General features: G+C 66.6%; 22 protein-coding genes. 12 read left to right on the top strand and 10 right to left on the bottom strand.

Annotation, left to right across the window (positions count from 1 at the left end; all coding sequences use genetic code 11):
* Nucleotides 1–161 precede the first annotated feature (161 nt).
* The 4 genes from mutM (at nt 162) to dnaA (ending at nt 3,801) form a co-directional block, all read left to right on the top strand.
* Nucleotides 162–971 carry a bifunctional DNA-formamidopyrimidine glycosylase/DNA-(apurinic or apyrimidinic site) lyase gene (gene mutM, locus AC1RJ5_RS06480; RefSeq protein ID WP_269574608.1) on the top strand — a complete coding sequence of 270 codons (810 nt, stop codon included), beginning with the start codon at nt 162–164 and terminating at the stop codon, nt 969–971.
* A 9-nt stretch (nt 972–980) separates the two neighbouring features.
* On the top strand, nt 981–1,628 hold the full coding sequence (locus AC1RJ5_RS06475) for a hypothetical protein (protein ID WP_493112353.1): 648 nt from the start codon (nt 981–983) through the stop codon (nt 1,626–1,628).
* A 97-nt stretch (nt 1,629–1,725) separates the two neighbouring features.
* On the top strand, nt 1,726–1,989 hold the full coding sequence (gene rpsT / locus AC1RJ5_RS06470; RefSeq protein ID WP_183994207.1) for a 30S ribosomal protein S20: 264 nt from the start codon (nt 1,726–1,728) through the stop codon (nt 1,987–1,989).
* Between the two features lie 456 nt (nt 1,990–2,445).
* Entirely contained in the window at nt 2,446–3,801 is a 1,356-nt protein-coding gene (gene dnaA, locus AC1RJ5_RS06465; RefSeq protein WP_269574610.1) for a chromosomal replication initiator protein DnaA, read from the top strand.
* A gap of 153 nt (nt 3,802–3,954) precedes the next feature.
* On the opposite strand, the gene AC1RJ5_RS06460 is transcribed toward dnaA, so the two are convergent.
* The 5 genes from AC1RJ5_RS06460 to secB form a co-directional block, all read right to left on the bottom strand.
* Entirely contained in the window at nt 3,955–4,212 is a 258-nt protein-coding gene (locus AC1RJ5_RS06460) for a hypothetical protein (protein WP_184168121.1), read from the bottom strand.
* Nucleotides 4,213–4,302: 90 nt separating this feature from the next.
* Nucleotides 4,303–5,343, bottom strand: a complete 1,041-nt coding sequence (locus AC1RJ5_RS06455; RefSeq protein WP_493112350.1) for a CAP domain-containing protein — start codon at nt 5,341–5,343, stop codon at nt 4,303–4,305.
* A gap of 126 nt (nt 5,344–5,469) precedes the next feature.
* Complete coding sequence (trpS, locus tag AC1RJ5_RS06450) at nt 5,470–6,459, bottom strand: tryptophan--tRNA ligase (RefSeq protein WP_269574612.1); 990 nt, start codon at nt 6,457–6,459, stop codon at nt 5,470–5,472.
* A gap of 334 nt (nt 6,460–6,793) precedes the next feature.
* Nucleotides 6,794–8,362 (bottom strand): murein biosynthesis integral membrane protein MurJ, encoded by a 1,569-nt coding sequence (gene murJ / locus AC1RJ5_RS06445; RefSeq protein ID WP_493112348.1) that lies wholly within the window; start codon nt 8,360–8,362, stop codon nt 6,794–6,796.
* 183 nt (nt 8,363–8,545) lie between these two features.
* Complete coding sequence (gene secB / locus AC1RJ5_RS06440; protein WP_184168113.1) at nt 8,546–9,058, bottom strand: protein-export chaperone SecB; 513 nt, start codon at nt 9,056–9,058, stop codon at nt 8,546–8,548.
* 130 nt (nt 9,059–9,188) lie between these two features.
* Here secB and AC1RJ5_RS06435 point away from each other — a divergent pair, with 130 nt between their 5' ends.
* From AC1RJ5_RS06435 to AC1RJ5_RS06420, 4 genes are all read left to right on the top strand, one after another.
* Entirely contained in the window at nt 9,189–9,863 is a 675-nt protein-coding gene (locus AC1RJ5_RS06435; RefSeq protein WP_493112346.1) for a Tim44/TimA family putative adaptor protein, read from the top strand.
* 11 nt (nt 9,864–9,874) lie between these two features.
* Nucleotides 9,875–11,203 (top strand): murein transglycosylase A, encoded by a 1,329-nt coding sequence (gene mltA, locus AC1RJ5_RS06430; protein WP_342248803.1) that lies wholly within the window; start codon nt 9,875–9,877, stop codon nt 11,201–11,203.
* Nucleotides 11,200–11,766, top strand: a complete 567-nt coding sequence (locus AC1RJ5_RS06425; RefSeq protein ID WP_269574616.1) for a Smr/MutS family protein — start codon at nt 11,200–11,202, stop codon at nt 11,764–11,766. Before mltA ends, AC1RJ5_RS06425 begins: the two co-directional genes overlap by 4 nt.
* Before the next feature lie 80 nt (nt 11,767–11,846).
* Nucleotides 11,847–13,523, top strand: coding sequence for a putative bifunctional diguanylate cyclase/phosphodiesterase (locus AC1RJ5_RS06420; protein WP_269574617.1), 1,677 nt, complete (start codon nt 11,847–11,849; stop codon nt 13,521–13,523).
* Between the two features lie 128 nt (nt 13,524–13,651).
* Here the strand turns inward: AC1RJ5_RS06420 and dapE are convergent, their stop codons facing one another.
* Complete coding sequence (gene dapE, locus AC1RJ5_RS06415; RefSeq protein WP_342248802.1) at nt 13,652–14,782, bottom strand: succinyl-diaminopimelate desuccinylase; 1,131 nt, start codon at nt 14,780–14,782, stop codon at nt 13,652–13,654.
* A 14-nt stretch (nt 14,783–14,796) separates the two neighbouring features.
* On the opposite strand from dapE, the gene AC1RJ5_RS06410 reads away from it, so the two are divergent.
* Nucleotides 14,797–15,243 carry a cupin domain-containing protein gene (locus tag AC1RJ5_RS06410; RefSeq protein ID WP_342248801.1) on the top strand — a complete coding sequence of 149 codons (447 nt, stop codon included), beginning with the start codon at nt 14,797–14,799 and terminating at the stop codon, nt 15,241–15,243.
* A gap of 25 nt (nt 15,244–15,268) precedes the next feature.
* On the opposite strand, the gene AC1RJ5_RS06405 is transcribed toward AC1RJ5_RS06410, so the two are convergent.
* From AC1RJ5_RS06405 to AC1RJ5_RS06395, 3 genes are all read right to left on the bottom strand, one after another.
* Entirely contained in the window at nt 15,269–15,493 is a 225-nt protein-coding gene (locus AC1RJ5_RS06405; protein ID WP_269574620.1) for a DUF6289 family protein, read from the bottom strand.
* A gap of 81 nt (nt 15,494–15,574) precedes the next feature.
* Entirely contained in the window at nt 15,575–16,189 is a 615-nt protein-coding gene (locus tag AC1RJ5_RS06400; RefSeq protein WP_342248800.1) for a glycoside hydrolase family 19 protein, read from the bottom strand.
* An 87-nt stretch (nt 16,190–16,276) separates the two neighbouring features.
* Nucleotides 16,277–16,939 carry a glutathione S-transferase family protein gene (locus tag AC1RJ5_RS06395; RefSeq protein ID WP_269574622.1) on the bottom strand — a complete coding sequence of 221 codons (663 nt, stop codon included), beginning with the start codon at nt 16,937–16,939 and terminating at the stop codon, nt 16,277–16,279.
* A 127-nt stretch (nt 16,940–17,066) separates the two neighbouring features.
* Between AC1RJ5_RS06395 and AC1RJ5_RS06390 the strand changes: the two genes are divergently transcribed.
* From AC1RJ5_RS06390 to AC1RJ5_RS06380, 3 genes are all read left to right on the top strand, one after another.
* The gene (locus AC1RJ5_RS06390) at nt 17,067–19,037 is read left to right on the top strand and encodes an alpha/beta hydrolase family protein (protein WP_269574623.1); all 1,971 of its coding nucleotides are present in this window, start codon (nt 17,067–17,069) and stop codon (nt 19,035–19,037) included.
* Nucleotides 19,038–19,117: 80 nt separating this feature from the next.
* The gene (locus AC1RJ5_RS06385; RefSeq protein ID WP_493112340.1) at nt 19,118–19,561 is read left to right on the top strand and encodes a MarR family winged helix-turn-helix transcriptional regulator; all 444 of its coding nucleotides are present in this window, start codon (nt 19,118–19,120) and stop codon (nt 19,559–19,561) included.
* Nucleotides 19,558–20,841, top strand: coding sequence for an MFS transporter (locus AC1RJ5_RS06380; protein ID WP_493112338.1), 1,284 nt, complete (start codon nt 19,558–19,560; stop codon nt 20,839–20,841). The genes AC1RJ5_RS06385 and AC1RJ5_RS06380 overlap by 4 nt, the downstream gene beginning before the upstream one ends.
* Here AC1RJ5_RS06380 and AC1RJ5_RS06375 read toward each other — a convergent pair.
* Nucleotides 20,838–22,430: a methyl-accepting chemotaxis protein gene (locus AC1RJ5_RS06375; RefSeq protein ID WP_493112336.1), complete on the bottom strand. Its 1,593-nt coding sequence runs from the start codon at nt 22,428–22,430 to the stop codon at nt 20,838–20,840. The two genes, AC1RJ5_RS06380 and AC1RJ5_RS06375, sit on opposite strands and share 4 nt — an antisense overlap.
* Between the last annotated feature and the right edge of the window lie 8 nt (nt 22,431–22,438).

Genomic DNA, 22,438 nt, shown 5'->3' with positions numbered 1-22,438 from the left:
GGGGGTTTCTGCGCGCGTCATCCCCACTCCACGTTATCCCCCGCTCCATCGTCATACCCGCGCAGGCGGGAATCCAGAGTCGCAAAGGGTCTCGCTCGGTTACCCTGGATCCCCGCCTGCGTGGGGATGACGAAAGGGGGGTGGGCGCGGTAGGGAGGCCTATGCCAGAACTCCCCGAAGTAGAGACGACCGTTCGCGGGCTGGAGCCCGTGCTCAAGGGCGAGACGATCCAGCGCGTCACCCTCCACCGCGGCGATCTGCGCCGGCCCTTCCCGGAAGGGCTCGGCCAGCGGCTCACCGGGGCGACGGTCACTGGCATGGGCCGCCGCGCCAAATATGGGCTGATCGAGACGAATCGCGGCGACACGCTGATCTTCCATCTCGGCATGTCCGGGCGCTGGCGGATCGATCCGGGCGAGATCGGCAAGCATGATCACATGGTGCTGGAGACGCAGCAGCACCGTCTCGCGCTCAATGATCCCCGGCGATTCGGCTCGGTCGACCTGGTGCCGACCGCGGAGGTGAGTGCCTGGGCGCCCTTCGTCGCACTTGGCCCCGAGCCTCTGGGCCCGGACTTCAACGCCGCGCACCTGGCGCGTGTCTTCAAGGACAGGATCGCGCCGGTGAAGGCGCTGCTGCTCGATCAGCGCGTCGTGGCGGGGCTGGGCAATATCTATGTGTGCGAGGCGCTCTATATCGCCCGCATCGCGCCCACCCGCGAAGGCGGCTCGATCTCGAAGGCCAGGCTGGAAAAGCTGGTCGCGGCGATTCGCGACGTGCTCGAAAGCGCGATCCGCGCCGGCGGCTCGACGATTCGCGATTATGCCCGGCCGGACGGCGAGCTCGGCTATTTCGCCAAGGAATGGCGCGTCTATGGCCGGGAAGGGGAGCCGTGCGGCTGCGGCGGGCTGGTCGAGCGGCGAATCGATTCGGGGCGGTCGACCTTCTGGTGCCCCGCCTGCCAGAAATAGGGAGATGCCATGCTGCTGACTGCCCTTGCCCTGCTCGCCGCCGGTGCGGCGGATTGCCGTCATATCGGCGAATCGCTGCGGGCGGCGCGCTATGACCGCGAGGTCCTGCGGCCGGGTGACGAGACGAACATCGAATATGTTTACCGTGACGGTCCGGACGGAGAGAAGGTGATCCCGCAGCGCTGCATCGCCGATCTGGCGGTGAAAGGTCCGGCCCGCTTGCGTGGCAGGCAGCGCTTGCTGGTACGGTCCGATGCCAAGGGCGGCGAGGAGATTGCCCTCTCGATGCGCATAGGCGGGATGCCGTACAGCCGCACGGTGAAGGTCACAGGGCGGGATCAGCAAGTGCTCACCGGCACCTGGCATGTGGTCGAATCGCAGCATTGCCGCACAAAGCTGCCTTCCGAAATCCGCTTCTTCGACAATGGCGGATATGACTTCACCTACCCGGAAGCGATGGTGGAGACGATGACCAGCGGCAGTGGCAGCTACACCTGGCACCAGGCCAGCGGCGCGCTGTCGCTGGGTGGGGAATGGCGGGGCACCGCGCGGTTCGAAGGCAGGCGCCTCGTGATGGTGGGTCCCTATTTCGATTCTGCGTACGTACCGGGGCCGGGCGAGATACTGCCTCCGCCGTGCCGCATCGTTCTTGGTTGACCCGAATCGCTGGTGCCGCTAAGGGGCCCGTCTTTCCGGACGTGGACGGCGTTTCGTCTCCGGGTCCAAACCATTTTACGAGCAGGAACGACACGGCATGGCGAATACGCCGCAAGCGAAGAAGCGTATCCGGCGCAATGCGCGCCGCGCGGAGATCAACGGCACCCGCGTGAGCCGTATCCGCACCTTCGTGAAGAAGGTCGAGTCGGCCCTTGAAGCCGGCGACAAGACTGCGGCCGCTGCCGCGCTCGCCGCTGCGCAGCCGGAAATGGCGCGCGGCGTTGCCAAGGGCGTGCTTCACAAGAACACGGCCTCGCGCAAGTTTGCGCGTCTGAACAAGCGCGTCGAAGCGCTGGCATAATCGTCACTTTTCCGTAACAAAGCCCCGCGGGACACCAGTTCCGCGGGGTTTTTGTCGTGTTCGACAGAGGCTTGCGGAACGAATCGTGGTTAGCACCCTGGAACCCTACGATTCGCGCGAGTCGCGGTGTCTTCGACTTGCAATAATTTGAAGGCGCTATTCTTTTCAGATAGTTAGTGGCCATGGGCACGGTTTTCCGTGGGTTACGGCGAGTCAACAAAACTATTTCAGTATCTTTACACCGGACCCCCTTGCTCGACTCAGAAAGGGGTACCTACAACAGACCTCCCAGGCGGGTTCTCGCCTGGGTGTAGTCGAAGCCTGCCGCACAGGGACCGGGGATGTCCGGTGTCGGGGGGCCTCATGTCGGAGCGAATTTGCGCACGGGAAGCAGTGCTTCCCGCGAAGGAGGGGTGCGTCACGGTGACTCAGGTTCAGGCCTTGGAACGGGACGGAATGGAAGCAGCGGTTGCCAAGGCTTGGTCGCATGTGCGCGCGAATCTGCGTCGCTCGGCGGGCCAGCGTCTGTTCGACCAATGGCTGAAGCCGGTTGTCCTGATCGAGGGCAGCGATGCCGAGATCGTGCGCCTTGGGCTGCCGTCGGCGTTCATGACCCAGTGGGTCAAGAATCACTATGCCGAGCGTCTGCTGCTCGAGTTCCGCGGCCAGATTCCGGCCGTGCGCAGCGTGTCGATCGAGACGCTGGCCGAGGAGCCGAAGCGCGTGCTCAGCGCGGCGCCGGTGGCTCCGGTCGCCGATTCGGCCCCCGTGGCGGCCGCTGCGATCGAGCGCCCGCAGTTCGACCAGCGCTTCACGTTCGAGCGATTCGTGATCGACGCGACGAATCGCGTCGCCTGCAACGCCGCCAAGGCGATGGCGCAGCCGGGCTCGCCGCAGTTCAGCCCGCTCTACCTTCATGCCGGCACGGGCCAGGGCAAGACGCACCTGATGCACGCGATCGGCCATGCCTTCCTCGCCGCGAATCCGGATGCGACAGCGATCTACGTGACCGCCGAGCGCTTCATGTTCGAGTTCGTCCAGGCGCTGCGCAACAAGGACACGCACGCGTTCAAGGCGCGGCTGCGCTCGGTCGATCTGCTGATGATCGACGACCTGCAGTTCATCGGCGGCAAGGACGCGACGCAGCAGGAATTCTTCCACACCGTCAACGAGTTCATGTCGTCGGGCAAGCGCCTGGTGATCGCCGCCGACCGTGCGCCCCAGGCGCTTGAGGGCTTCGAGCCACGCCTCGCCGGCCGTCTCGGCTCGGGTCTGGTCGCCGACATCAAGCCGGCCGAGCTCGAGCTGCGCCGCGCGATCGTCGGCCGCAAGCTGCTCGAGATGCCCGCCGTCTCGATGCCGCATGAGGTGATGGATCTGCTCGCCGCGCGAATCACCACCAACATCCGCGAGCTCGAAGGCGCGCTGAACCGCCTCGTCGCCTATGCCCAGCTCAACAATGAAGTCATCACGATCGACTTCGCGACCAACGTGCTCGGCGAAGTGCTGCGTTCGGCCCAGCGCCGGATCACCATCGACGAGATCCAGCGCGCGGTCTCGGCGCATTTCGAGGTCAAGCAGATCGACCTGATCTCCGAGCGCCGTGCCGTCGCGATCGCCCGGCCGCGCCAGATCGCGATGTACCTCGCCAAGCGCCTGACCACGCGCTCGCTGCCGGAGATCGGCCGCAAGTTCGGCAACCGCGATCACTCGACGGTGATCCACGCGGTCAAGCGAATCGAGGATCTGCGCGCCAAGGACGTGGAGATCGACACCGCCGTGCGCACGCTGATGCGCACGCTGGAGGGCTAAAAGGATAACTTCCCGCCTCTTTCAGGGGCGGGCGGGGTGGAGGAGCTGAGAGCGGGGCAACGCAGATCGGTCACGCCTCCACCCTTCAAAACGGAAAGGCCGGGGCCCGCAGGGGCTCCGGCCTTTTTGTCTAGACATAATGAAGCGACCCACTCACCAGCAGATCGTCTGCCCGATTCGCGGATCATAGACGCAGCCGCCTTCGCCGCTCTCCAGCAGCGGGCAATATTCGCTGTAATAGGTCACGCACTCGCCATAGCTGGCGAAGCCGCGCGCCTGGTAGCTGGTGCAGGTGACCGAAGGCGGGTTGGCGCATTCGAGGTTCGGGCGCGCCTGGAGCGGCTGGGCGAGGACGGCCTGGAAACCGGCGGCGGCGGCAAGCGAAAGCGAGAAACCGATCTTGTTGCGCATGAGTGCCTCCCTGTCGTGGAAGGCACAGGCTAGGTCGCGGCGCCGGGGCGACCTAGCCGATCTCCAACGGATATGGCGGTTTCGCGCCGCTCAGGGCACGATCCGGAAATAATAGCTGTAGTTGCGCGCCGCGCCGCTCACCGTGACGTTGCTGATCGTCACGTCATAGGTGGTGTTGGCGGCGAGCCCGGCGACGCTCCATTGCAGGCTGTTGGGCAGGCCGTATCCGTCATTGTCCCACGATATGTTCGACACGGTCAGCGCCGCGCCGCCGCGCACCCGCACGCTGATCGTCGCGCCGGCATAGCTCACCGACTGATTCGCGCCGAAGTTCGAACTCTTGTTGGCGATCACCCCGAAGGAGAGCAGCGCCCCGGTCTCGAAATAGCGCGCCGGATAATCCTGGAAGGGATAGGCGACGAAGTCGGGCAGCGGCCCGGCGGTGTTCTGGGTGGTGTTGATCACCTTGATCGAAGCGCCGTCCGCCCGGTTGTTGGTCTGCCACACGCCGGCGGTGCGGCCATAGGCGATCGTCGACAGGAACGGATAGAGCAGCCAGCGGCGATGGCCGATATTGTTCGCCACTACATTGTTGGTGTCGATCAGCCAGCCGGCCAGCAGATCGGCATCCTGCGAATAGCGCAGCCCGCCGGTGCCCAGATAGATGTTGCTCTGCCCGGCGGCGGTGGCGCCGGCGGCGGTATAGCAGTTCCAGCTGGTCGGCGGATTGTGGCTGAGCTGGCCGTTCGCCGCCATCATCAGCGCCGATTGCTGCACGGCCGGCTCGTCGGCGGTGCTGTAGGTGACCGCCGGCAGGTTGTGGAGCCCGCGGATATAGTTGAGCGCCGCCAGCACCCGCTGGCCGACCTCGGGCTTGAGCGTCCCGGCCTGGCAGGCGCCGATATTGGGCGGGCTGCTGTAGAGCTGCGCGACCGAAGTCAGGAAATCCGAGCCCGTCGCCGGCTCGCTGCCGGTCGGCGTCGGCGTGGCCGTCGGGGTAGGGGTGGGCGTGCTGGTCGGGCTCGGCGTGGGCGTCGGCGTCACGACGGTGCCGCCGCCGCCAGAGCCTCCACCACCGCTGCAGCCGGCGATCGCGCTCCCGAGGAGCAGCACGGGAATCAGTCTACGCATCAGGCACTCTCCGCGCACAGAAACCCGGTGGTACCCATAACTGTTCCCTCCCCGAAGTCCGGTGATGTCCGGGGGAGGGTAATGGACAACCCTAAAGAATCCTCCCCCGGAGGGGGAGGAATAAGATTAAACCTGCAGCCCGACCGCCTTCTGCGCCGCCAGCAGCGTCGGCGCCGCGAGCTCGCTTGCCCGCGCCGCGCCCCTGGCGAGCTGCGCGCCCACCGCCGCGCGGTCGCCGAGCAGCTGGTTGAGCCGTTCGCGCACCGGCGAGAGCACCGAGATGGCGAGGTCCGCCAGCGCCGGCTTGAACGCGCCGAAACCCTGGCCGGCGAATTCCGCCACCACCGATTGCGGATCGCGGTCCGACAAGGCGGCGAAGATCGTCACCAGGTTCTTCGCCTCGGGGCGCTCGGCGAGCGCCTCGAACGAATCGGGCAGCGGCTCCGGATCGGTCTTCGCCTTCCTGAACTTCTGCGCGATCGTGTCATCATCGTCGGACAGGTTGATCCGCGACAGGTCCGAAGGATCGGACTTGCTCATCTTCGCGCTGCCGTCGCGCAGGCTCATGATCCGCGGCGCGGCCTTGGAAATGAACGGCTCGGGCAGCGGGAACAGCTCGACTTCATAGTCGGTGTTGAACTTGGTCGCGATGTCGCGCGCCAGCTCGAGATGCTGCTTCTGGTCCTCGCCCACCGGGACGTGCGTCGCCTTGTAGACCAGCACGTCGGCTGCCTGGAGCACCGGATAGGTGAACAGGCCCACGCTCGCGCCTTCGCGATTCTTGCCCGCCTTGTCCTTCCACTGGGTCATGCGGTTCAGCCAGCCCATGCGCGCGGTGCCGTTGAGGATCCAGCACAGCTCGGCATGCGCGGGCACGCGCGCCTGGTTGAACAGGATCGCACGATCGTCGATGCCCGACGCCATCAGCGTCGCGGCCATCTCGATCGTCGAATTGGCAAGCTCCTGCGGCGAGATATTCCCCGTCAGCGCATGGAGATCGGCGAGGAAGAACAGACATTCTCCCTGGTCCTGCATCGCCACCCAGTTCTTGATCGCCCCCAGATAGTTGCCGAGGTGCAGATTGCCGGTGGTCTGAATGCCGGAAACGACGCGCATAGATATTCCTTCCACGCCCGGGCTGACCGTTCGGCCTTTGGACGGGCCGCGGGTCCGAGACGGCGGGGACGCAGCCGCACGATGATGTCAGGGACGGGGCCGTGTAGCGGGTGGGGTGGGCGAGGGGTAGGCATTTCGTGACGAGTGGGCTGGAGCGCCTGATCGCCCTTCCAGTTCCCCGGCCTTCGCCGGGGAACTGGAAGGGCGAGTGCACTCTCTCTTCTCCGTCATCCCCGCGCAGGCGGGGATCCATTCTGGCTGGCTTCTCGAAAGGAGCCGTCACGGCAATGCCAATGGATTCCCGCCTTCGCGGGAATGACGAAAATAAGAGGGATCAGGCCCGCCGCCGCCGCACCAGCGCCTTCAGATCCGAAACCCGGAAGGCCCGCGTCACGAAGCACGCCACGAAATAGATCGCCACGCCCGCGCCCACCAGCACCACCAGCGCCGCGTAGCGCTGCCACAGCAGCCCGCTCAGCCAGGGATCGAGCAGCCCCTCGAAGCCGAAAATCGCCGCACCCATCAGCACCGCGGCCAGCGCCAGCCGCGGCAGCCGGCGCCGCAGCTGCGCGTCCGCCACGAAATGCCCGCGCTTCTTCAGCTCGGCATAGAGCATCCAGACATTGACGGTGGAGGAGAGGGCGGTCGCCAGCGGCGGGCCGATATGGCCGATCAGCGGGATCAGCGCGAGATTGGCCACGATGTTCACCGCCACCGAGATGGTGGCGAAGCGCACCGGCGTCTTCGTATCCTGCCGGGCATAGAAGCCCGGGGTCAGCACCTTGACCAGCACATAGCTCGGCAGGCCGATCGAGAAGCCGGCCAGCGCCCAGGCGCATTTCACCGTGTCGTCGGCGGTGAAGTGTCCGTACTGGAACAGCCCGCGCACGATCGGCTCGGCGGCGACGATCAGCGCGACCATCGCCGGCAGGGTCAGGAACAGCGCGAGCTCCATGCCGCGATTCTGCGTCTCCATCGCCTCGGCGTCCTTGCCGGCGCCGAGCAGCCGCGAGACGGTCGGCAGCAGGATGGTGCCCAGCCCGATGCCGATCATGCCGAGCGGCAGCTGGTTGAGCCGGTCGGCATAATAGATGAACGAGATCGAGCCTTCGCCGAGCAGATAGCCCGAAAGCGCGGTCGAGATGACCAGGTTGAGCTGCACCGCGCCGGCGCCGAGCGCGGCCGGCAGGATCAGCTTCATCAGCCTTTTCACTTCGGGATCGAGCCGGGGCAGGCGGGGGCGCAGCGACACGCCGGCGGCGCGGCAGGCGAACCACAGCCACAGCAATTGCACCACGCCGCCCAGCGGCACCGCGATCGCCTGGGCCCGCGCCGTCTCCTCGGGCGTGCCGTGGAAGACGAACAGCGCCGTCACCATCGCGATGTTGAGCAGGATCGGCGCGGCGGCGTTGACCCAGAATTTGTCGAGCGAATTGAGGATTCCGCCCAGCAGCGATGCCAGGCAGATCAGCATCAGATAGGGGATGGTGATCCGGCTCAGCTCGACCGCGAAGGCGAACTGGTCGTGCGTCGGCGCCTGCTTGTGGAAGCCGCCCGAGAGCAGGGCGGTGAGCGGCCAGGCGGCGGCGAGCATCACCACCGTCATCAGCGCCAGGATGGCGAACAGCACCGCCAGGGTGCGCTCGGCGAACTCGAAGGCCGGCCCGCGCTCGCCGTCATGCTCGGCGAGCTTGCGGTTGAACATCGGGATGAAGGCCGAGGAGAAGGCGCCTTCCGCGAAGAAGGCGCGGAACATGTTGGGCAGCCGGAAGGCGACCAGGAACGCGTCCGACGCGAAATTGGCGCCGACATAGCGCGCCTGCAGCGAATCGCGCACCAGCGCGAGCACGCGGCTGGCCAGGGTAAGCCCGCCGACCGAGCCCAGTGTGCGTGCGAGCTTCACTTCTTAAATCCTCCCCCAGCTTGCTGGGGGAGGGGGACCGCGACGCGCAGCGTCGTGGTGGAGGGGCGGCGGTGGAACACCGCCGGCTTCGCCCTCGGCCCCTCCACCATTCGCTTTGCGAATGGTCCCCCTCCCCGAGACAAGCTCGGGGAGGATTTGAGAACCGTCACCCCCGGATACTCCTCAGGCTTCGCCTGCCACTTCGCCGGTCAGGCCGCCTTCGTTCACGGCGCGCTGCTGCAGGTAGATGCCGCCGAAATCGATCGGCTCTAGCATCAGCGGCGGGAAGCCGCCGTCGCGCACCGCGTCGGCCAGCACGCGGCGGGCGAACGGGAAGAGCAGGCGGGGAGCCTCGCCGAGCAGGAACGCGTCGAGCGCTTCGCCCTCGGGCACGTTGCGGATGCCGAACAGGCCGGCATAGGCCAGGTCGACGATGAACGCGGTCTGGCTCTCGGCGGTGGCGCGCACTTCGATCTTGAGCACGACTTCGAACACTTCGTCGGCAACCTTGCCCGAGCCGATGTTGAACTGCACGTCGATCGCCGGAGCCGTCTGGCTCTGGAAGATGGCCGGCGCATTCGGGTTCTCGAACGAGAAGTCCTTCACATACTGCGACAGCAGGCCGGCGGCCGGGGTGGTGTCCACACCGTTGGCTGCGGGCTCGCCGAATTCGGCGATCGTGTCGTTCTCGGCCATTTCAACTACCTCTTTATCCGGAAAGTTTCACGCTGTTGAAGCGTTGGATCGGTTGCGCGCCTAGCAGGCGGGCGCACGTGTTTCAATTCCCACGGATTGCCCGGATTTGAAACGCGCGCCGCTTAGGCCTATGTTAACCGGCGAAGCGTTTGGAGGCGTAGTGTACACGATAATCTTGTTCGCAATGGTGGCCGGGTTCCTGGCACTCCGACTCTATGCCGTGCTCGGCAAGCGCACCGGTCATGAGCAGGCGCTGCCCAAGCCCAGCGAAGAGCGCGTGGCGGTGCCGCCGGCGCAGCGCACCATCGATCAGGCGCCCGAAGCACGCGACATCAATCCGCGCGTGATCGAGACGGGTGCCGAGAGCGGGCTCAAGGCCGTGATCGCCGCCGATTCCAGCTTTGACGTCGCCCAGTTCATCGATGGCGCCAAGAGTGCGTACAAGATGATCCTCGAGGCCTTCTGGAAGGGCGACGAGGATACTCTGGCCTGGCTGGTCGAGGACGATGTCCGCGCCGGCTTCTCGCAGGCGATCGCCGATCGCAAGGCCGCCGGCCATGTGCTGGAGAATCGCCTGGTCGCGATCGAGCGTGCGATCATCTCGGACGCGGTGGTCGAGGGCAAGAGCGCCCGCATCACCGTGCGCTTCGATGCCGATATCGCGGCGGTCACCCGCGACGCGGACGGCAATGTCATCGCCGGCTCGCTGAGCGATGCGGTCGAGACGCACGACATCTGGACGTTCGCCCGGAGTCTCCGCAGCAACGATCCCAATTGGAAGCTCGTCGAAACCGACGAAGCCTGAGGGGGCAGCACATGCGTATCTGGGGGGGAGTCGCGCTCGCGGCGTTGTTGGGCGCCTGCTCGGGTGGTGTGGTGCCGCGTTCGGTCGAGCCGGGCTATGCGCCGCCGCCGTCCCGCGAAGTCCCGCGCGAGCGTCCACGTGACAGCAGCCGCGTGGCCGAGCCGCATGGCAATCCCGCCGTCCGCCAGCCGATCCCGGCCGTGCCGCTCGCTGCCTATCCGGCGCCGGCCGCGCCCGCCGGCACGCTGACTGCGGCCTCGGCCGGGCTGATCCCGGGGCCGGCCTTCGATTCGCTGCCGCTGAGCGACGATGCGGCGGCGCGCGCGCTGGTCGCGTTCCGGCTGAGCTGCCCGTCGCTGGTGCGTCGCACCGATGTCAGCGGCCTTACCCAGGGCCGTGACTGGCAACCCGCCTGCGACGCCGCGAAAACCTGGCCCGAACGCGATTCCCGCGCCTTCTTCTCTCGGTGGTTCGAATCCGTCCAAATAGCCGACGGGAGGGCTCAGGCGACCGGCTATTACGAGCCCGAGATCGCCGGCACGAAGCATCATCGCTCGGGCTATGGCGTGCCGGTCTATGCCAAGCCGGACGATATCATCGAAGTCGATCTGGGCCAGTTCTCGGCTGACATGAAGGGCAAGAAGATCCGCGGCCGTGTCGCGGGCAAGACCTTCATCCCCTATTACGACCGCAAGGAGATCGATCAGGGCGCGCTGGAAGGGCGCGGGCTGGAGATCGCCTGGGCGGCGGATCCGATCGAGCTGTTCTTCCTCCAGATCCAGGGTTCGGGCCGCCTGCGCGGGCCCGATGGCCAGGTGATGCGGATCGGCTTTGCGGGTCAGAACGGTCGCGAATATGTCGGCATCGGCGCGCTGATGCGCGATCGTGGCCTGCTCCAGCCGGGCAAGGCCTCGATGCAGGGCATCATGGAATATCTGCGCACCCATCCCGAGGAGGGGCGCCAGATCATGTGGGAGAACAAGAGCTATGTGTTCTTCCAGGAGCTGAAGGGGGCCGGGCCCAATGGTTCGCTGGGCCTGCCGGTCACCGGGCAGGTGAGCGCCGCGGTCGATCCCAAGTTCATTCCGCTGGGCGCGCCGGTGTTCCTCTCGATGGATCGGGCCGAGGCCAATGGCCTGTGGATCGCGCAGGATACCGGCGGGGCGATCAAGGGGCCCAACCGCGTCGATACCTTCTGGGGCGCGGGCGATGATGCGCGCGCGATCGCGGGCGGCATGAACTCGCGCGGCACGGCCTGGCTGCTGCTGCCGCTGGGCACGCTCAGCCGCTTGGGCGGTGCGCCGATCGCCGGGGCGCCGACGCCGACCCGCCAGCGGTGAGGCGCCTCGCGCCCGAGGAAGCGGCGCTGTGGAAACGGGTGATCGCCAGCGTCACCCCGCTTGCGGCACGTCCGGTCAAGTCGGTCGAGGCGCTCGATAAGCCGACAACGCCGGCACCGCTGCCGATACCGGGCGCGCCCAAGGTGAAGGGGCGGGTGCCGCCACTGCGCGCGCCCGCGCCGACGCCACCGCCGGCGCGCAGGGTGGCGGCCAATACCCTCGACGCGTCCTGGGATCGCCGCCTGTCGCGCGGTCTGGTCTCGCCTGAATCGACGGTCGACCTGCACGGCCACACGCTATCCTCGGCCTATGACCGGCTCGATTTCGGGCTCGAGGTCGCGATCGGGCGTGGCGATCGCGTGCTGCTGCTCGTCACCGGCAAGCCGCCGCGTCCGGAATCCGAGCGGCCGCATGCACGCGGCGCGATCCGCGCGGCGGTGGGCGACTGGCTCGCCTCGTCGCGCCATTCCGATCGTATCGCTGCCGTAAGAACCGCGCATCCGCGCCACGGCGGAGCCGGTGCACTCTACATCGTGCTGCGCCGCCCCCGGGAAAATTCTTAACTTCTGTCTGCCATGTTTCCGGGGGTCGAGGTCGGGATTCGCCGGTCTCCGAGGGATTCCTGGGGGGAAGAGCGAGCGCAGTGGAAGGATTTTCGCTCAAGAGCCGTGCGATAGCCTTCGCGATGTGCGCCGGTGCGGTGGCGTTCATCCTTGCGCTGGCTGCTGCCTCCACCCCTGGCATGATCACCGTCGAGACCGCCGGTCGCGCGCTGATCGCCGCGATTGTCTGCGGCGTGATGTGCTGGGCCTCGGCCGAGCGCAGCATCGCCTCCACCGCCGAAGCCATCGACGCCGCGATCGAGCGCCTCCAGGGTGCCGCCAATGGCGATCTCCAGAGCGGCATCCCGCCCCAGGTGCATGAATCGGTGCCGACCCTGGCGCGCGCCATGGACGGGCTGTTCCGCCAGCTCCACGCCAATCTGGAAAGCGTCCAGCGGCTCGCGATGTTCGATCCGGTGACCTCGCTGCCCAACCGCACCAATTTCCGGCGTACCGCCGAGCGCATGCTGTCGGACCTGCCGCCGGGCGCGGTCGCGGTGCTCTTCTTCATCGATCTCGATCGCTTCAAGCATGTCAACGACACGCTGGGCCATGCCACCGGCGACGCGCTGCTCGGCATGGTCGCCAATCGCCTGCGCGCGGTCGCTGATCGCTTCGCCGCCGAAGCCGATGCACGTCCGCCGCTGATCGGCCGACTGGCCGGCGACGAGTTCACCATGTTCTTCCCGGCGCTGCGCAATGTGCGGGAAGCCGAGCGGATCGGCCGCGGCATCCTTTACGCACTGTCCGAACCGTTCGATCTGGCCGACCAGGAAGTGTCGATCGGTGCCTCGATCGGCATCGCGCTGCGCCCGGAGCACGGTACGACGCTGCACGACCTGATGCGCGCCGCCGATGCCGCCATGTACCATGCCAAGGCGATGGGCCGTGGCCGCGCCGAGCATTTCACCGAGATTCTCGCCGCCGAGATCGCCGAACGCGCCCGGCTGGAAAGCGACCTGCGCGAAGCGGTCGACAAGGACCAGTTCACGCTCGTCTACCAGCCCCAGGTCTCCGCCACGGATGGCCGCATCGTTGCCGCCGAGGCGCTGCTGCGCTGGCGCCATCCGGACGGGCTCAAGATGCCCGGTGCCTTCATCCAGCGCGCCGAGGAAACCGGCCTGATCGTCGAGATCGGCGAGTGGGTGGTGGAGAGCGTTGCCGAGACCATTTCGCGTTGGGGCCGCCTCGGCATCCAGCAGCGCATGGCGGTGAACATCAGCCCGCGCCAGCTCGATCATGCCAGCTTCTTCCGGATGCTGCGCGAGGCGATGCTGGCGGCCAATGCGCCGGCCAACCTGCTGGAGCTCGAAATCACCGAGACGCTGGCGATGCACTGCTCCAGCGAAGTGCTCGAGGCGATCGCGCTGCTGCGCCACGACGGCGCGACCATCGCCATCGACGATTTCGGCACCGGCTATTCGAACATCGCGCGCCTGCGCAGGCTGCCGATCGACCGGATCAAGCTCGATCGCAGCCTGATCGAGCATGTCGCCGACAGCGCCGAGGCCCGGACCATCGCCCAGGCGGTGATCGGTCTGATCCACGGCCTGAACTGCGAAGCGGTGGCCGAGGGCATCGAGACCGAGGACCAGGCGACCGTGCTGCGTGTCATCGGCTGTGACGTGCTCCAGGGCTATGCGGTGGCGACGCCGATGGAGGAGGAAGCCTTCCTCGAATGGGCACGCGGCGTAGAGCCGCAGCGCATCGCGGGCTGAGGTTCCCCATTTCGTCGTGCTGAACTTGTTTCAGCATCCAACGGGCATCGAGTTACAGCGCAAGAGCCGCTTGTCTTTCGTCTGCCGATAGCTGGACCCTGAAACAAGTTCAGGGGGACGGTTGGCTCTCAGACCACCGCGCGCCTTAAAATCTCCTCGTACACATCCGTCAGCGCCTCCAGGTCGGCGAGCGCCACGGCTTCGTCGAGCTTGTGCATCGTCGCGTTGAGCAGGCCGAACTCGACCACCGGGCAGAGCTTCGACAGGAAGCGCGCGTCGGAGGTGCCGCCGGTAGTCGAAAGCTCCGGGATCACTCCCAGCTTAGCCTCGATCGCGCCGGCGACCAGCGTGGAGAGCTCGCCCGGCTCGGTGAGGAAGGCCTCGCCATAGACGCGCCCCTTGACGATGCCCAAGGGCGCGTGGCGCTGCACGATCTCCTCGATCCGCGCGATCAGGTCGGGGCCATATTGCTGGTCGTTGAAGCGGATGCTGACCCGCGCCTGCGCCTCGCCTGGAATGACGTTGGTAGCGGGATTGCCCACGGTAAGGTCGATGATCTCGATGTTCGAGGGCTGGAACCAGGCATTGCCCTCGTCCAGCACGATCGCATCGATCTCGGCCAGCGCGCGGACGAGGCGCGGGACCGGGTTGTCGGCTAGGTGCGGGTAGGCGACATGTCCCTGCCTGCCCGGCACGACGATATCGATCACCGTCGAGCCGCGGCGGCCGATCTTGATCATGTCGCCGAGGCGGTGCTGCGAGGTCGGCTCGCCGACCAGGCAGAGGTCGGGCAGCAGGCCGCGCTCGGCCATCCGTTCGATCAGGCGCGGCGTGCCGAAGGTAGCGGGGCCTTCCTCGTCGCCGGTGATGATCAGCGTGGTCACGCCGCCTTCGACTTGCGCCGCCGCGGCGACGAAGGCGGCGATCGCACCCTTCATGTCGACGGCACCACGGCCGTAGAGCAGGTCGCCACGGATTTCGGGTGCGAAGGCGCCGCTGGTCCAGCCCTGGCCCGGCGGCACCACGTCGAGATGGCCGGCAAAGGCGAAGTGGCGACCGCTGGTGCCGCGCACCGCGAGCAGGTTCTCCACCGGCCCGTCCGGCGCCTCGCCTTCGATGAAGCGCTCGACCTTGAAGCCGAGGGGGAGGAGGGCTGCCTCCAGCACATCGAACACGCTGCCCCGCGCGGGGGTAACGCTCTCGGCTGCGATCAGGGCCTTGGTCAGTTCGATTGCGTCGGGCAAGATGGTCTCCGGCATTGGTGGAGGCGACATTGCCCAAGCTCGATCTCGATACAATCCCGCAGACCAATGCGACCGGCTATCCGGCCGAATTTGCCGGGCCGGTGCAGGGGCGCTGGTATCGCCGGCTGGCGCCTGCAAGCGGGATCAGCGATTTCGGGTTCAGCCATGTGACGCTGGAGCCCGGCGCCTGGTCCGCGCAGCGGCACTGGCACGAAGGTGAGGACGAGTTCGTCGTGATGCTCGCCGGCGAGGCGGTACTGGTCGATGACGGCGGTGAGGTGCTGATGCTGCCGGGCGACATTGCCGCCTTTGCCAAGGGCGACGGCAACGGCCATGTCCTTCAGAACCGCAGTGATGCGCCCTGCGTCTATGTCGCGGTGGGCAGGCCGTCCGCCAGCGACTGCCATTATCCGGACATCGACATGCACCTGCCGGCCGGACAGGGCTTCCGGCGCAAGGACGGGAGCGCGTTCTGATCCCCACGCTCCCAGATGCAGTGGGTCAGTTGCAGCCGTAATAGATCTCGTCGGTGTAGAGAGTGCGCGCGCCGACATGGACGAAATGACCGTCGCAATAGACCACGTTATGCCCAACGATGTTGGTGTGGTTCTCGTCGTCATAAAATACGACGACATATTCCTGCTGACCGTGCATCGCCTGTGCCGGGAGCGTGGTGCTGGCGGTAAGAACTGCAAACAGGCCAGCGATTTTCAGAAGATTCTTCATGCGCAGACTCCTCGTTACTGGAAGCCTGCATCAGGCATCGGACCGGGGTCCGGATCAATCCGGAACCCGGTCCGAAGTGGTTCAGAGGATCAGCGCCTTCATCTTGGCATAGCGGTTCTTGCGGTCTTCCCAGCCATTGGGATCCTTGGTGGAGGTCGGGTTTCCGCGGTTGATGCCGTTGGAGACGGCCATGAGATTATCCTTGTCGGCCCATTCGTTGAGGCTGCAATTGTCCCAATAGGCGCAGAAGGCGAGCAGGCCGAGTGACCAGACTTCCAACAGCTCGGGATTGCTTTCCAGGTCGATACCCAGCTTGCGGCCATAGAGGCGGTAGTTGGCGCGGCCGGTGAGCTGGCCGGGGCCGCGGCCGAGATAGCGCAGGCCGTCACCCGGTTGGTCGTTGCCCAGCGCGGCGTTCATCTCGTACTTCTTCTGCGCGGCAGTCGGCCCCCAGATCTCGCGATTGTACAGGAAACCGCCGCTCTCATGTGCGCACTGCGCCATGAAATGGGCCAGGCGCAGGCCGTTCTCAACCAGGCCATAGGTGCGGAAATGGACATTCGCGGCGAGCCCCAGCTCGGGCGCGATCTTCGCCGGTGCGCCGGCCTTGGCGAACAGTGCCGCAAGCGTGCCGCGTCCCAGCGCGCCATCGGCGGTCACGCCCAGCCGCTCCTGCAGCTTCTTTACATCGAACATGGATTATTCCCCCCGGTTGATCCCTGCGACCCGGTGGAAACTTGTTGGGGGAGCCTGCGCGCAGCGAGGGCGCTGCGCAAGAGAGGATCAGACCGGATCGGCTTCGAATTGCTGGATCACCCACTCTTCCTCCTGCGCGCCGGCGATCCAGTCCTGCATGAAGGGATGCTGGAGCACCGCGTTCATATAGGCGGGGGCGAAGCGGGCGACCGGGAGCGAATAGGTGACCAGCCGGGTCACGACGGGCGCGAACATGATGTCCGCCGCGCCGAACTCGCCGAACAGGAACTGGCCGTCACCGCCGAAGCGGGCGCGGGCCTGGGCCCAGAGCTCCATGATCCGGCCGATATCCTGGATCACGTCGGCGTCGGGAGTCTTGGGCGGATAGACCTGGCGGATGTTCATGCTGTGCTTGCGGCGCAGCGCCGCGAAGCTGGAATGCATCTCGGCTGCCATCGAGCGGGCCATGGCGCGCGCCGCGGGCTCGGTCGGCCAGAACTTCGTGTTGCCGGTCTTGTCGTTGAGATACTCGACGATCGCCAGGCTGTCCCACACCACGGCATCGCCGTCCCACAGGATCGGCACCTTGCCCGAGGACGGGGCGAACTCGTCGCCCTCGCGGCGCTTCTCCCAGGCATCATCGTACAGCGGCACCACCACCTCCTCGAAGGGGAGGCCCGCTTGCTTGCAGGCGAGCCAGCCGCGCAGCGACCAGGAGGAATAGGCCTTGTTGCCGATATAGAGCTTCATGCGGCCGGGATAGCGGGCAGGTGCGCCGGGGGCAATCGTCGGGCGCGGACCAGTCGAAACGGTGTCATCGCTGTCTTGCCAACGTAACGAAATCCTTCGAATGATTTGCGGGGATTAGGGGGGATTCATGCGTAGCTGTCTGCTCGTGTCGTCCGCGTTGGCGGCGTTCGTTCTCGGTATGGGCGTTTCCGAAGGTGCTTCCGCGCAGACGGCGTCCGCCGCCGCGCCGGTACCGGCCACGGCTTCACTGCCCCGCGTTGTTCGCTACGATACCGAGGTTTTCGCCGAGCTGCCTGCGGTCGAGGCGCCCGTGCTTTCGCCCAAGGGCGACAAGGTGGCGGCCCGCATCGCGGTGAACGGTGTCCAGTATTTCGGCGTCTTCTCGGTCGAAGGCGGCAAGCCGGCGATCATTGCGCTGGGGGATACCGATCTCAACTGGTGGAAATGGGTGAACGACGAGTGGCTCGTCGTCGGCATCGGCCAGACCGTGCCGGTCGAGGACGAGGAATGGTACCTCACGCGCGCCTATGGCGTGCGCGCCGACGGCACCAAGCTGGTGAAGCTCAACAAGGAAACGGCCGGCCAGAACGCATCGGACCTGATCTGGGTCGCGCGCGACGGCACGCCGCGCATCCTGCTCGGCTCGCAAAACTCGATCTATGGCAGCCAGCCGGACTTCTGGCCGCGCGTGGACGAGATCGACGTCACCAACGGCCGGGCCCGGCGCGTCCAGCCCGGCATGGCGGGGGTATGGGACTGGTATGCCGACGGCAATGGCGTGGTCCGCATGGGCTATGGCCTTTCCGACGACGGCCGCAAGCGTCGCCTCTATTATCGCCAGCAGCGCGGCGAGAATTTCAAGGTGATCGACAAGGCCACCTCGATCCATGACTCGATCGAGATGCCGACGTTGTTCCTCAGCGATCCGACAAAGGCGCTGATCATCGGCGACGATGCGGATGGGTTCTCGTCGCTTTACGAATATGACTTGACCAAGCTGGAGCGTGGCAAGCAGCTGTTTGCCTCGAAGGGCTATGACATCGACGGCATCCGGATCGATGGCACCGGCTTCGGCTATCTCGGCATCGACGTGACGCGCGACAAGCCGGGCATGGTGTGGACCGATCCCTCGATGGTCGCGCTGCAGGCGAAGCTCGACGGGATGATCAAGGGCGGCTCGCCTGAGATCGTCTCGATGAATCGCGATCGGAGCGTCGTGGTCGTCCGGGCCGGCTCGGCCTCGGCGCCGGGCGGCTATTTCCTGTATCGCGCGGCGGACGGCTCGATGACGTCGATCGGGAGCGTCAACAACACGATTGGCATGCGGCTGCTCCATCGCGTGAAGACGATCCGCTACAAGGCGCGGGACGGGCTGGAGATCCCGGCGGTGCTGACGCTGCCGGTGGGCGATCCGCACAACGCGCCGCTGATCGTCATGCCGCACGGTGGCCCCTATGCCCGCGATACCGAGGAATGGGACTGGTGGGCCCAGTTCATGGCCGATCGCGGCTATGTGGTGATCCAGCCCAATTATCGTGGATCCTCGGGCTATGGCACCAAGTTCACGCGCAAGGGCCAGGGGCAATGGGGCCTGGCGATGCAGGACGATCTGGACGACGCGGTGACCGCGCTCGCGGCGCAGGGCATCGCGGATCCCAAGCGGGTCTGCATGGTCGGCGCTTCCTATGGCGGCTATGCGGCGATGCGTGCGGCGCAGCGGGACGGATCGCGTTATCGGTGTGCTGTATCCTATGCCGGCGTGTCGGACCTGAACCGCATGCTGCGCTTCAACGGCAATTTCCTGGGCTCGGGGGCCCGGCAGGACTGGCTGCGGCAGCAGGTGGGGGATCTCAAGGGCGTTTCACCGCTCAACTTTCCCGAGCAATTCTCCACACCGATCCTGATCGTGCATGGCAAGGAAGACAAAAGAGTACCCGTCTCGCAATCGCGGCTGATGGCCAAGCGCTTGAAAGAAGCCGGAAAGAATGTAACCTATATCGAACAGCCGGAGGGCGATCACCACTTCACCCGTGAAGCGGATCGGTTGCAGTTCCTGAAGGCGCTCGAGGCGTTCCTGGCCAAATACAACCCGATCTGAGCTTGCTGCATATGCATGATGCACGCACATGATGCATATGCAGCGTTGTGAAGCTTGCTTGATGCATATACACGATGTGTATGCATCAAGATTCGTTGCCCTCGGTCTGTGCCTGCACGCTGCTGCGCAAGGCCTCCCGCGTAATCGGCCGTGTCTATGACGAGGCGCTGGCCAGTCATGGCATGTCCATCGGCCAGTTCGCCATCCTGCGGCATATCTCGCGGGGCGAACCCCTGGCGCTCAGTCGGCTGGCCGAGCAGCTCGAGATGGATCGCAGTTCGCTCTACCGGGCGCTGACCCCGCTGGAGAAGCGGGGCTGGGTTCGGACGGCGGCCGGGGAGGGGCGCAGCAAATGCGCCTCGCTCACCTCCGAGGGCAAAGCGGCAATGCATGCTGCCGAGCCCGACTGGAGCGCGATCCAGCACCGCGTGGAGGATGAGGCCGGTGCAGCGCTCTGGAAGGTGCTGCGGGCCGGGCTCGAAAGCTTCACCCAGAGCGTCGAGCGTGCAGGGGGGCGGGCATGATCGCGCTGCTTTCCCGCATGCCCTTCGGCACGCGCGGCTATGCCGGCATTGTCGCGGCGATCACCTTTGTCGCGCTGCTTGTCTCCGCCGGGCTGCGATCGGCGCCTGGGGTGATGATGTTGCCGCTGGAGCAGCATTTCGGCTGGGACCGCGCGACGATTTCCGCCGCCGCTGCTATCGGCATCTTCCTCTACGGACTGGTCGGCCCCTTCGCCGCGGCGCTGATGCTCAGCGTCGGGATCAAGCGGACCATGCTGGGCGGTCTGGTACTGATGTCCGTGGCGACCTTTGCCAGCCTCTGGATGTCCGAACCCTGGCAATATGTGCTGAGCTGGGGCGTGGTTTCGGGCGTGGGCAGCGGTGCCGTCGCCTCGGTGCTGGGCGCTGCGGTGGTCAATCGCTGGTTCGCGACGCGCCAGGGTCTGGTGATGGGCATGCTGACCGCGAGCACCGCCACCGGCGCGCTGGTCTTCCTGCCGCTGCTTGCCTGGCTGGCCGAGGGCGGAGCGTGGCGGCCGGTAGCGCTCGCCGTGTCGATCGCGGCGGCTGCGGTGATCCCGTTCGTCCTGCTGTTCATGCCCGAGCATCCGCAGGATGTCGGCGTGCGGCGCTTCGGTGAGACCGATGCCAGCGCGCCGCCGCCGCCGATGAAGCAGGCCGCGACGCCGGGGCTCGCCTTCACCGCGCTGTTCCGTGCTTCGAAGAGCATGACCTTCTGGCTGCTCTTCGGTACCTTCTTCGTCTGCGGGCTGACCACCAACGGGCTGGTCGGCACCCATCTGATCGCATTTTGCGGTGACCATGGCATCGCGCCGGTGCAGGCCGCCGGGCTGCTCAGCCTGATGGGTCTATTCGATCTGTTCGGCACCACCGCCTCGGGCTGGATGACCGACCGCTATGATCCGCGCAAGCTGCTGTTCGTCTATTACGGGCTGCGCGGCCTCTCGCTACTGGCGCTGCCCTTCCTTGATTTCAGCGCATCAAGCCTGCTGCTCTTCGCGATCTTCTACGGGCTCGACTGGATCGCGACGGTGCCGCCGACGGTAAAGCTGGCCAATGTCCATTTCGGCGAGCGCGATGCCCCGATCGTGTTCGGCTGGGTGATGGTCGGCCACCAGATCGGCGCGGCGACCGCGGCGTTCGGCGCCGGTGCCGTGCGGGCCTGGACCGGGACCTATACGCCGGCCTTCCTGGTGGCTGGCGCTTTCGGGCTGGTTGCGGCGGTGGCGATCCTCGCGGCGCGGGCGCAGCGGCCGGAAGCGGAACCGGCGCTGGCTTAGGCCGCCCGCAGCGTTTCGAGAAAGCTGCGCATTTCGCCGAGCAGGCGGCGGGCCTGGCCGACCAGCTCGTCGGTTGCGGCATCCATCTCCGCCGTCGTGCGGGCGGCGGCGTCGGTCGCGGCTTCGGCGTTGGCGGCGCCGGTCTGGAGATCGGCGGTAAGCGCGGCGGCGGTGCCGGCATAGCTCTGGATCGAACGGATCACGTCGCCCTGGTTGGCGATCGCCTGGCCGACGGCATCGCCGACCTCGCCGATCCGATCGAAGCTTTCGCGCATCTCGCCGACGATCGAGGTGGTCGCATGGACCGCGCCGATCATGCGCTCGAGCTGGGCGCGGATGTCGCCGGTCGCGGTGGCGGTCTGGGCGGCGAGGCTCTTCACCTCCTGGGCGACGATCGCGAAGCCGCGACCCGCTTCGCCGGCGCGGGCTGCCTCGATACTGGCATTCAGGGCGAGCAGGTTGGTGCGTGCCGCGATCTCGGCGATCATGTCGGCAATGCTGCCGACGCTGGCACTATGCTCGGCGAGCGTGCCGAAGCGCGCATCGGCGGAGCGGGATAGGGCGTGGAGATGCGCCGTCGTCTCGCTCTGCGCGGCGATACTCGCCTCGACCGTAGCCAAGGTACGGCTGAGATTGGCCGATTCCTCGAACAGCGTGGCGGCGCCGGTATCGGCGCGGACGGCGCGGCCGGCGACGCCGCGGATCTCGTCGCGGGTCGTCATGGTGGTGCCGGCGAGCCCTTCGGCCGAGACACGGGTCTGTTCGGCGGCAGCGGCGAGCTCGCTGATCGCGGCGATGAACTGGCTTTCGAAGCGATCCGCGATGCGGGCGATCTCGGCGCGGCGCTCGCGTTCGGCATCGACCTGGGCGCGGTGGCGGGTCTCGGCGGCGGCGGCGACTTGCTGCAGTTCCTCCTGCTGCGCCGTGGCGCGGAGCAGGTCACGCTCGCTGGCGGCGCGGGCCAGTGCCTCGCCCTGGGCGAACTGCTCGCTGACAAGAGCCGCCTGGCCGATCACGGTGCGGGCGAGCAGGGCGACGAACACCGCCAGGAAGACGAACACGCCGGCCGGGATATTGGCGAAGATGGCGTAGAGCGCGCAGATCACCACCGCGATGCCCAGCCAGGCTAGGCTGGCGGGCGGGAGCGGGGCATAGCGCAGCGCGCCGATCGCGACGACACCGGCAAGCGCGGTGGTGGTGACGATCAGCTCCTGGCTGGTCGCGCCCAGGCCGATCGTGGCGAGAAACAGGAACCAGCCGAGCGAGACCGACGCCGCCTCGATCACCGTGGCGCGGAGCGTGGCGGCGGGATCGTCCACCCGCCAGTCGCTGCGCTTGCCGTCGCGCCAGCGGACCAGCACGGCGACATTGATCGCGAGATGGAGGGCCAGCGCGGCAATGTGCCAGGCCATGAAGCCATTGGCGTGGATCATCACTGCCAGGGTGATGCTGACGAAGACGCTGGCGATGAAGGAAACGGGGTAGCCGCGCTGGATGGCGATGCTGTGGGCGCGCATCAGCGTGGGCGGCAGCGCCGCCCATTTGTCCCAGACCGCGCCTTTGAGCGCGTTTCCGTCCAGCTCTCCCATCCGGCCAG

This window comes from Sphingomonas sp. GW822-FHT03G08 (assembly GCF_058801135.1).
Note: the sequence above shows the minus strand (reverse complement) of the source record. Positions and strands in the feature narration are given on the sequence as shown.

What these genes read in the sequence shown, in the direction of transcription:
- mutM (WP_269574608.1), top strand. Translation starts at nt 162, where the DNA reads ATGCCAGAACTCCCCGAAGTAGAGACGACCGTTCGCGGGCTGGAGCCC.
- AC1RJ5_RS06475 (WP_493112353.1), top strand. Translation starts at nt 981, where the DNA reads ATGCTGCTGACTGCCCTTGCCCTGCTCGCCGCCGGTGCGGCGGATTGC.
- rpsT (WP_183994207.1), top strand. Translation starts at nt 1,726, where the DNA reads ATGGCGAATACGCCGCAAGCGAAGAAGCGTATCCGGCGCAATGCGCGC.
- dnaA (WP_269574610.1), top strand. Translation starts at nt 2,446, where the DNA reads ATGGAAGCAGCGGTTGCCAAGGCTTGGTCGCATGTGCGCGCGAATCTG.
- AC1RJ5_RS06460 (WP_184168121.1), bottom strand. Translation starts at nt 4,212, where the DNA reads ATGCGCAACAAGATCGGTTTCTCGCTTTCGCTTGCCGCCGCCGCCGGT.
- AC1RJ5_RS06455 (WP_493112350.1), bottom strand. Translation starts at nt 5,343, where the DNA reads ATGCGTAGACTGATTCCCGTGCTGCTCCTCGGGAGCGCGATCGCCGGC.
- trpS (WP_269574612.1), bottom strand. Translation starts at nt 6,459, where the DNA reads ATGCGCGTCGTTTCCGGCATTCAGACCACCGGCAATCTGCACCTCGGC.
- secB (WP_184168113.1), bottom strand. Translation starts at nt 9,058, where the DNA reads ATGGCCGAGAACGACACGATCGCCGAATTCGGCGAGCCCGCAGCCAAC.
- AC1RJ5_RS06435 (WP_493112346.1), top strand. Translation starts at nt 9,189, where the DNA reads ATGTTAACCGGCGAAGCGTTTGGAGGCGTAGTGTACACGATAATCTTG.
- mltA (WP_342248803.1), top strand. Translation starts at nt 9,875, where the DNA reads ATGCGTATCTGGGGGGGAGTCGCGCTCGCGGCGTTGTTGGGCGCCTGC.
- dapE (WP_342248802.1), bottom strand. Translation starts at nt 14,782, where the DNA reads ATGCCGGAGACCATCTTGCCCGACGCAATCGAACTGACCAAGGCCCTG.
- AC1RJ5_RS06405 (WP_269574620.1), bottom strand. Translation starts at nt 15,493, where the DNA reads ATGAAGAATCTTCTGAAAATCGCTGGCCTGTTTGCAGTTCTTACCGCC.
- AC1RJ5_RS06400 (WP_342248800.1), bottom strand. Translation starts at nt 16,189, where the DNA reads ATGTTCGATGTAAAGAAGCTGCAGGAGCGGCTGGGCGTGACCGCCGAT.
- AC1RJ5_RS06395 (WP_269574622.1), bottom strand. Translation starts at nt 16,939, where the DNA reads ATGAAGCTCTATATCGGCAACAAGGCCTATTCCTCCTGGTCGCTGCGC.
- AC1RJ5_RS06390 (WP_269574623.1), top strand. Translation starts at nt 17,067, where the DNA reads ATGCGTAGCTGTCTGCTCGTGTCGTCCGCGTTGGCGGCGTTCGTTCTC.
- AC1RJ5_RS06385 (WP_493112340.1), top strand. Translation starts at nt 19,118, where the DNA reads ATGCATCAAGATTCGTTGCCCTCGGTCTGTGCCTGCACGCTGCTGCGC.
- AC1RJ5_RS06380 (WP_493112338.1), top strand. Translation starts at nt 19,558, where the DNA reads ATGATCGCGCTGCTTTCCCGCATGCCCTTCGGCACGCGCGGCTATGCC.
- AC1RJ5_RS06375 (WP_493112336.1), bottom strand. Translation starts at nt 22,430, where the DNA reads ATGGGAGAGCTGGACGGAAACGCGCTCAAAGGCGCGGTCTGGGACAAA.